This window comes from Enterovibrio norvegicus FF-33, assembly GCF_000286835.2.
Classification (GTDB): Bacteria; Pseudomonadota; Gammaproteobacteria; order Enterobacterales; family Vibrionaceae; genus Enterovibrio; species Enterovibrio norvegicus_A.
In genome coordinates this window covers 444936-453784 of record NZ_AJYD02000038.1, presented here as the reverse complement: position 1 = coordinate 453784, position 8849 = coordinate 444936, and the positions used below count along the sequence as shown (strand labels likewise).

Here is an 8849-nt window from a genome sequence, read left to right as displayed (position 1 = left end):
GTTCGTCCTCCTCTGAGCCAGTGACGGCCATTCTCCTTATTCTGTTCGCCTTTCGGCTACCTCGGTCGAGTGACGCCCACTAAGACCATGAGGCGTTCCCCGCACGTTGGACAACATCGCGTCACGGGCTGTTTGGCGGGGGGCTCAAGTGGCAACGTCAGGTGTGCCATTTGAAGCAACATAAGCTGAATATGGTGTCGTTTTCGCTTCGCACTGCCATGCAACAAACCATAGTCACTTACGCGTTGCAGCCCTTTGGGTAACACATGCTGCAGTATCAACATCAAAAAGCGGTGGGTGGGTAAAGAACGCGTTGCCGATTGTTTGGTCTGACTGTCGGTGTACCGGAACGTCACCTGATGGTCGCTGATATCGATGATGTCCTTGTCAGGTAATACCCCACGATACAGATACCGAGAGAGATATTTGAGCGCAGATAAACCACGACCGACCGCCCGACAATCGACCACCCACGTCTCAGGCATAATGGTGACGGGTCGTTTGCCTTGAAGGGTCAAGTTATTGAGGTGCTGTTGATAAAAAGCGCATCGAAGCGCTGCTGTTGTTGACGGTTCATGGTGTTTCTCTCCTGTCCGCTGCCGGATTGGCAGGGTTGGGAGAAACGTAGACGGTGTGGTGTTATTCTGCCGCATAGCGGCTTCGTTCAACAATAACAATACCAAAAGCAATCAGAATGCCACCGGACACGTTGTTGCTATTGGGTATTGCGCTTTAATCTATTATTTAGCTGCGCCAATCAGCCCTGCTTGCACAGCATAGGTGATCATTTCGGCTGTCGAGGTAATGTCGAGTTTATGTTTGATGTTTTGGCGGTGGGTTTCGACGGTTCTGACGCTGATGTCGAGTTCTTGGGCGATCTGTTTACTGCTTTTTCCTTGGGTGACGAGCAAAAGTACGGTGATTTCTCGGCGGCTGAGAACAGATTTTGTGGTGGTTTTTACAGGGTTTTTATCTGGTGCGTTGAATAGCGCTTTGCTGGCGGATTGGCAGAAGTAGCTTGCGCCAGAATGCACGGTTTCAATGGCTTTGACCATCTCTTCTGCCGAGACATCTTTCAGAATGTAGCCGGACGCACCGCACTGCATCACTTCCAAAATGTATTCGCGGTTATCGTGCATGGTGAGCATGAGGATTTTGGTGTTGGGGTGTTCTTGCTTGAACAAGGCAGTGGCTTCTAAGCCGTTGAGGATCGGCATAGTGATGTCCATGAGCACAACGTCAGGGTCAAGCACTTTGGCTTGTTCCAGGGCTTCAACGCCATTGCTGGCAGTGCCGACGACAGCAATGCCCGGTTCGCTTTCCAGCCTTGCGATAAAGCCTTCGATGACGACGCGGTGATCGTCAACCAGTAATACGCGAATGTCGTCCGTGCCTTGGCTCATGGCCTGTCTACTCCTGTAAGTCATTGAACGCCCAGATCCTGTAACGTTTCTGATTACACCTCTTTGGTGATTGCTGATAAGTCTAACAACACCATGATTTCGGTGCCGTTTGCGGTGCTAGAACTGATTTCCAGATCACCCCCAATGAACTCAATGCGCTCTCGCATGTTGCGTAAACCAATGCCGCGCCCTTTTAGTGCGTCTGACACTTTAAAGCCGATGCCGTTGTCTCGAATAATGAGTTGAAGGCGCTCACCAAGCTGGGTGACTTCAAGCTCAACGAGAGAGCTACCGCTGTGTTTTTCAACGTTCACCAAGGATTCTTGCACCACGCGATACAAGGTGGTGACCACATCCGGGGGCAGGGTGGCATCAATGGGGGCGAGGTGAGGTTCGACTTGAATGTTGGTGGCAGACGCGAAGTCAGCGGCAAGGCTTTCTAACGCGGCGGTCAAACCGATGTCATCGAGCGTGGTCGGGCGAAGGGTACGAGACATTCTGCGTACTTCACTGATGGCCATGACTAACGAGCGTTCACTCTTTTGAAGATGGGTCAGTTCGCTTTCCTCGTTTCGATAGAGCACGCTTTTGGCGAGTAATTCTAAATGGCATTTGGCGGACACCAATAGCTGATTAATGCCATCGTGCAGTTCTCGTGAGAGGTGCTTTTTCTCGTCTTCTTGCATCATGACAGTGCGGTAGGCGAGTTCCCTTAGCCTCATATCGGCAATGCGGTGTTCGTGCAGGTTCACCGCCAACGCTATTACGATCATGATCACCACGGAAGTAATGAGCACCACAATGATGGCGAGATATGTCGTGTTGATGCTGGTTTGTACCGAGGTTTTCACCTCTTCAATTTGATGACCAATGTCTTCAATGTACAAGCCGGAACCGACCATCCATTTCCATTTCGACAACCACACGGAATAGCTGAGCTTGGGCACGATTTCATCGGTAGACGGTTTGTGCCAAAGGTACTCATGAAAACCGCCACCTGCTTTGGCGGAGGCAATCAGATTTTGGATTAGAAAATCCCCGTTTGAATCTTGAAGGCCTATCAGATTTTGGCCTTCAAGCTCCGGCATGATGGGGTGAACAAGGTTGTAGCCGTTTTCATCGTAAACAAAGAAGTAGCCGTCATCGCTGTAACGCATCTCGCGCAAGATCTCTAGCACCTGGAGTTTAGCCTCCGCGTCATTCGCATCGGCGTTATCGTAAATGTGCTTGATGCTTTGTGTCGCGAGGTTCACGTAATCTTTGATCGATTGCTCACGGGAGGAGAGCATGCTGGCGCGAAAGGTGGAAACCTCTTTCACTCCCAATGACTCCGCTTGCTGAATGGTGATCCAGCCAATCATGTAACTGATGACAATCAGCGGGATCACCGTCAGTAAAATGATTTTAAGTTTGAGTGTCATCCACTGCTCTCCCTGCGTGACCACCATGACTCCCCTCAGTGTAGAACCCTTTTTGTAGCGTTTGTGGCGACTTTCTACTGCGTTATCGGCTTCTCATGTAGGCCTGCTACACATCGAAGCCTCTGCCTTGTATAAAGCCGCCACAAACTGTTGCAAGAATTACCAATATTCGTCAAGCCATAGGCGATACTCGCGAAGGGTTTAGCTCGTCTCCAACATCAAAATCCATACAGTTCTGGCAAGAGCAAAATGCTGGCAAGCACCGCCACTTGGATAAAGATAAAGGGCATGACACCGCGGTAAATGTCCCGGGTTGTTATCCCATCAGGGGCACAGCCTTTGAGGTAGAACAAGCTGAACCCGAACGGCGGCGTTAAGAAGGAAGACTGTAAGTTCATCGCAATCAAAATCGCAAACCACGTCATGTTGATGCCCATCATCTCCGCCACAGGGGCAAGGATCGGCACAATGATGAAACAGATTTCAACGAAGTCGATAAAGAAGCCCAACAGCAAAATCACGAGCATGGTGATGATCAAAAATCCCCATTTTTCACCCGGCAGCGCCAGCATCCATTCTTCAACCAAATAGTCGCCGCCCGTGTAGGTGAACGCCATGGAAAAGGCGGTCGCACCCAGCAAAATACCGAACACCATGGCGGTGACTTTGACGGTTTCAAAGGCGCTGTCATACAGCAGCTTCCAAGAGAACTGGCGATAGATCAGCGACAGAAGAATCGCGCCAATACCACCCAAAGCAGCAGACTCTGTCGGCGTCGCAATGCCCGCGAAAATTGAGCCAAGCACCACGATGATCAGTGCCAGCGGCGGAATGACCGCTTTCAAGGCTTCGATGATTTCTTCTTTGCGTGATTGGCCTTCAATGGGCTCCATGGCTTGCGCGGCTTCAGGGTGGCGAAAGGCGAAATAGAGGATGTAGAGAATGTACGCCCCAACCAGCATTAAGCCTGGCCAAACGGCTGCTTGGAACAAATCGCCGACGGGAATGCCGAGCACATCGCCAAGCAGGATGAGCACGATAGACGGAGGAATGATCTGCCCCAAGGTGCCGGACGCACATATGGTGCCGCAGGCGAGGCCTTTGTCGTATTGGTACTTGAGCATAACAGGCAATGAAATTAAGCCCATTGCCACGACAGATGCACCCACCACGCCGGTTGATGCCGCGAGCAGGCTACCGACCAACACGGTCGAAATGGCGAGCCCACCGCGCACGCCACCAAACAAGCGCGCCATGGCTTCAAGCAATTGCTCGGCAAGGCGTGTTTTTTGTAGCACGAGGCCCATAAATACAAACAGCGGCACCGCCATGAGCACGGTGTTTTGCATGATGCTCATGATCCGAAATGGCATGAACGCGAAGATATCGAGACCTTCTGCCCATACACCGAACAGCAACGCAATGCCACCGAAGGTAAAGGCAACAGGGAAGCCGATCAGCAAGGCAAACAGGGCGACAACAAACATGATAATGCCAATCATTGGAGACTCCCTGATACGGCTGGGCGAAGAAGACGCGAGAGGGCGTTAAGGATTAACCCCAACCCGGTGACGGCGATAAAGAAGAAGGAAAACGGGATCATGGCTTTGATGATCCAGCGATGCGGCAATCCACCGGGGTCCCCGCTGCTTTCGCCAAGCTGCAAGGACTCATTGGCGAAGTCGATACCGAAATAAACAATGAGAATCGCAAACGGCATCAGGAAAAGGACACAACCGAGCAGGTCGACCAGTGCCTGCGTTTTTTCACTCCAGCGTTCATACAAGACATCAATGCGCACGTGTCCGCCTGCTTTCACGGCGTAAGGCACGCCCAATAAAAAGACGGCAGAAAATAAATGCCATTCCATTTCTTGCAGTGCGATGGACACGCTGTCGAAGGCGTAACGCATCACCACGTTGTAAAACACATTGAGCATCAATAAAAGAAATAAGGAACTGGCTATCCAACCGAGCGCGTCGGCGATGCGGTTTATGAGCCGTTCCAGAACTATCAGGCTTTGCATAAGACATCCTGTTCAAGCAAAACGAAAAAGGCGCCGAACAATTGCTCGGCGCAAAAGGCTACTCAGCGGTCTGCTGACTGTTGAGGTATGCCTTGTCTGAAATCGTGGTCCAGCGGCGGGCTTTATTGAGGTATTCCGCTTGTGAATCGAGAATTTTCTTGGCTTGTGCGTCGTTTGCTGCGTGTTCAGCGAGCAAGGCATCGTTGGCGGTTTTCATGGCAGTAAGCACAGATTCTGGGAACTGCTTCACTTGGATATCTGGGTACTCATTCAACATGGTTTCCCACGCTTCTGCACTGGCATGGGCGTTTTGGATATACATGTCGTAAGAGGCGGTACGCATGGCAACACGCAGGATTTCTTGTAGATCTTCTGGCAGTCTGTCCCAGCTACGTTTGTTGAACAGGAACTGCAATTCCGTTGCTGGTTCATGCCAACCTGTGTAGTAAAGCGGCGCAACTTTGTGGAAACCCATGCGCAAATCAAGGCCAGGGCCAACCCACTCAAGGGCGTCAATCGTGCGGCGCTCTAATGCGGTGTAAAGCTCGCCCGGCGCAATGTTGGTTGGGCTTGCGCCTAGCTTGGCGAGCACTTCGCCCGCAAAGCCGGGAATGCGCATTTTCAGGCCGTTCAGATCGTCAACGCCGTTGATCTCTTTTTGAAACCAACCGCCCATTTGCACGCCAGTGTTACCACCAGGGAATGACAGCAAATTGTGTGGGGAGTAGACCTCTTCCATCAGTGCCATGCCGCCGCCGTGGTAGAACCATGCGTACTGTTCAGAGGCGACCATGCCGAACGGCATCGTGGTGAAATACAAGGTGTTCGGGACTTTGCCTTTCCAGTAGTAAGAGGCGGAATGCCCCATGTCGTACTGACCCGCTTTTACCATATCAAACACACCAAACGGTGCTTTGTGCTTGTTTGATGAGTCGATACGAATTTGAAGGCGGCCGTTCGACATTTTCTCTGCCATTGCCGCCATGTTCTTGGTGGCATCACCGAAAATGGGGAAGTTGGGTCCCCATGTTTCTGCAAGCTTTAAGCGGTAAACCTTATCGGCAGCATAAGAAGAAAAACTCGCCGTGGTGAGCAGTGTGACCGTGCCGAGCATGAGCAGCACTTTTTTCGCAGTTGAGGTAACAGTGACCATGATTCACATCCTTTTGATCGTTGTGTTCGACCCCAAGAATGCGAAACATCTTGTTAACAAAATAGCCGTGTTACTTCGCACGTAGCAGCGCAAGAGCGGGGACGCTGGTGGCGAAATGTCTCCGTATTTCTACGTAATGGTTTTGATTTTTACACAGTAAGTGATTGATTGTTTCTTTCGAAGCCTCGTTTTCACCCAGTAAGAATTACGTAGTTTCTGAAGCGCAAAAATCTCAAGATTTTGGCAAATTATGTGAACTGGAATTTACAGCTTATACCTTAGCGTCTAACATAATTTGGCCAGTTGCTGCCGCTTTTGGTAACCATAGATTTAGCCTTGATAGTAACTGACTTTCAGTTAACTCTGCGCGCTGTGCGACTGTTTGCCAATTGATATCTGAATAGCCACCGACTCAGTAGACACATCTGAGCCTTTCTTTGCTCAAATCCAGAATCCGTACTCATCGGTTTAGATCGCTATCTCTAAGCCGTTTCTGTCAAAAACTCAGCTAGCTAAAATCCTACAAACCTGCGATCGGCTGTAGCCGGTCGCTTCTGCCATTTCTCTCAGGCTGAGACCTTTCTCTCTAAAGCTTTTCACTTTCTGGTGCAGCACACGCTAGATATTGAACTTAGCAATAGCCGAAGTGAGTTGCTGGTTAGAAGAAGAAAGTTGCTTCACATTGCTGAGAGTGGCTTCACCACTTACATTGAGTTTCTCGACCATTTCTCGAATGGTTCGAATGTTCTCACTAATTTCTTCTGATGCTTGGCTTTGAGTGCGTGTTACGTCGGTGATGTTACTGTTCAACAGGTTAATTTCTTCTACTGACGCGCTCATGATATCGAGATTGGCATCAACCGTTTTGGTTTGCTCAACATTTTGTAAGCAACTCTTCTTAGTGTTATCGATAGCGCGAACGGCGTTCACCGTCCCTTCATTCAACTTTTGAAGCATTTCATTAATTTCAGAGGTGCTTTGTTGGGTGCGACTTGCAAGTGCGCGAACTTCATCTGCAACCACAGCAAAGCCTCGCCCTTGCTCACCTGCACGAGCAGCTTCAATGGCTGCGTTTAATGCGAGTAAGTTAGTTTGGTCGGCAATCTCGCCGATGACGGTTAAAACAGAGGCAATTTTCTCTGAGTTTTCACTCATGGCTTGAATGTCACTTTCCATCAGTGTGATTTCACTCAGTAGTGCATTAATCCCCGTAACGGATTGGCTGACTTGTTGTTTGGAGTCGGCGGTTTGTTGTTGCGTTTTTTGGGTGCAGCTCAAAGCGTCAGAGGCGCTTTCTGCCACGGTATGGACTGTTGTACTCATTTTCTCAACCCGAGAAACAACAAGCTGAGTCACTTCGCTGTGGTGGGACAGAACATCATGGTTTTCCATTGTTTTTGTTTTTACTTCTTTAACTTCTGAAGAAATTTTAGACGTCGCTTCAGAAATGCCGCCAACGATGTCCTGTAAGTTCTGAGCAACGTCATTGATGCCTTTGGCGATAACGCTGATTTCATCCTTAGTGTTTACGTCAACACGCGCAGTGAGATCGCCATTGGCCAGTTTCTTCATAGCACGCATGATTTGGGACAATGGTTGAAGCAATTTACTGACAAGAAAAATGGTTATTCCTGTTACCAATAACACTTGAATGAGCGAAAAAATGAATGAATCTGTTCGATTGGCGACCACGGTATGGAAAGCGTGGTCCTTGTTGATAGCGACTGCGAGATACCAAGGCGTACCTTCAATAGCGGTAATGTTGAATAGATAGGGAATGTTGCCCAGTGTTAGCTCGCTGACAATTGGATTTGCAGCAAGAACGGGTAGGGCTTCAGAAGTCAGTTGAGACGACAGTTCACTTGCTGGCTTGAGCGACATTGAAGGGTCAGCACTGGCAAGTAAGGTTGCTTTGTTGTCTAGGAGTAATGCCTGTGTATTTTGGCTACTAATACTGTTGATGTATTCAATGAGCTGTTTGATCTTTATGTCGCCAGCAATAACGGCGTTTTCACCGGAACGTCGAGAGTACTGCTGGGCAATAGTCACGACCAGTTCACCGGTTACAGAATCTTTGTACGGGGCGGTGATCACTGGGGAAGGGCTTGAATTGGCTTCGATATACCAAGGGCGTTTCCTTGGGTCGTAGCCTTCACTCGACGGCTTGCCATTGAAACGAATCATCTCACCAGAGCCCGTTCCGATATAGACAGACTGAAAGCCACCGGAAAGAAGGGCTTGATTCAGGTATGGAAAAAGAGGCCCATCTTTAACTTTTAAGTCCGTTTCTTTGGCACTTCGAATGATGTCTAGGCGAGGTTGAATCCAGTTTTGAATGCCCTTGGCGCTGGCAATACCGACAGAGTCGACGTATCGATTGACTGAATCCTGAGTGTAGGATGTCAATTGTTGATCTTGCCGCTGGAACTGAACGGCAGCAACAACAATGATGATTGTGGCAATGGCCAGTGAAATTTTGTGCTTGATGGAACGAGGAATGATCATTTAATCGTCTCTCATTTGGGTTGTTCGTCTCATATGCGCTCACATTAATGAGCATAGAACAGGCCTTGAGATTTATCGCTACGGCACGACAACTGCATCGTGATTTTGAATTGTAAAGCGGGAGGAAATTGAATTTGAAGGGCTTGATTCCGGGAGGAAGAATGCAAAAAAGCCTGCTCAATGAGCAGGCTTTTTTGCTTCTTACGAAAGTGGTGGGCGATACCGGGCTCGAACCAGTGACCCCCTCCTTGTAAGGGAGGTGCTCTCCCAACTGAGCTAATCGCCCGAATAATCGCAATTGGGATTCTCTAAAAGAGAGTGCGATTATTGGAATTTGGTGG

The 8849-nt window shown here is 49.4% G+C and carries 8 protein-coding genes and 1 tRNA gene; all 9 read right to left on the bottom strand.

Annotated elements, in window-relative coordinates; all coding sequences use genetic code 11:
* Positions 1 to 56: 56 nt before the first annotated feature.
* Entirely contained in the window at positions 57 to 653 is a 597-nt protein-coding gene (locus A1OO_RS10300) for a transposase (RefSeq protein ID WP_241819090.1), read from the bottom strand.
* Between the two features lie 87 nt (positions 654 to 740).
* A complete protein-coding gene (locus A1OO_RS10295; protein WP_017002967.1) occupies positions 741 to 1403 on the bottom strand; it encodes a response regulator transcription factor in 663 nt (220 codons plus the stop codon).
* A gap of 53 nt (positions 1404 to 1456) precedes the next feature.
* Positions 1457 to 2824, bottom strand: a complete 1368-nt coding sequence (locus A1OO_RS10290) for a cache domain-containing protein (RefSeq protein WP_017002966.1) — start codon at positions 2822 to 2824, stop codon at positions 1457 to 1459.
* Positions 2825 to 3042: 218 nt separating this feature from the next.
* The gene (locus A1OO_RS10285; RefSeq protein WP_017002965.1) at positions 3043 to 4326 is read right to left on the bottom strand and encodes a TRAP transporter large permease; all 1284 of its coding nucleotides are present in this window, start codon (positions 4324 to 4326) and stop codon (positions 3043 to 3045) included.
* Positions 4323 to 4850 carry a TRAP transporter small permease subunit gene (locus A1OO_RS10280; protein ID WP_017002964.1) on the bottom strand — a complete coding sequence of 176 codons (528 nt, stop codon included), beginning with the start codon at positions 4848 to 4850 and terminating at the stop codon, positions 4323 to 4325. Before A1OO_RS10280 ends, A1OO_RS10285 begins: the two co-directional genes overlap by 4 nt.
* A 58-nt stretch (positions 4851 to 4908) precedes the next feature.
* Positions 4909 to 5964 (bottom strand): TRAP transporter substrate-binding protein, encoded by a 1056-nt coding sequence (locus A1OO_RS10275; RefSeq protein WP_431354954.1) that lies wholly within the window; start codon positions 5962 to 5964, stop codon positions 4909 to 4911.
* A 543-nt stretch (positions 5965 to 6507) separates the two neighbouring features.
* Positions 6508 to 6603, bottom strand: a complete 96-nt coding sequence (locus tag A1OO_RS23920; RefSeq protein WP_347230839.1) for a helix-turn-helix domain-containing protein — start codon at positions 6601 to 6603, stop codon at positions 6508 to 6510.
* Positions 6604 to 6621: 18 nt separating this feature from the next.
* Positions 6622 to 8508 (bottom strand): methyl-accepting chemotaxis protein, encoded by a 1887-nt coding sequence (locus tag A1OO_RS10270; RefSeq protein ID WP_017002962.1) that lies wholly within the window; start codon positions 8506 to 8508, stop codon positions 6622 to 6624.
* Positions 8509 to 8718: 210 nt separating this feature from the next.
* Positions 8719 to 8794, bottom strand: a tRNA-Val gene (locus tag A1OO_RS10265).
* Between the last annotated feature and the right edge of the window lie 55 nt (positions 8795 to 8849).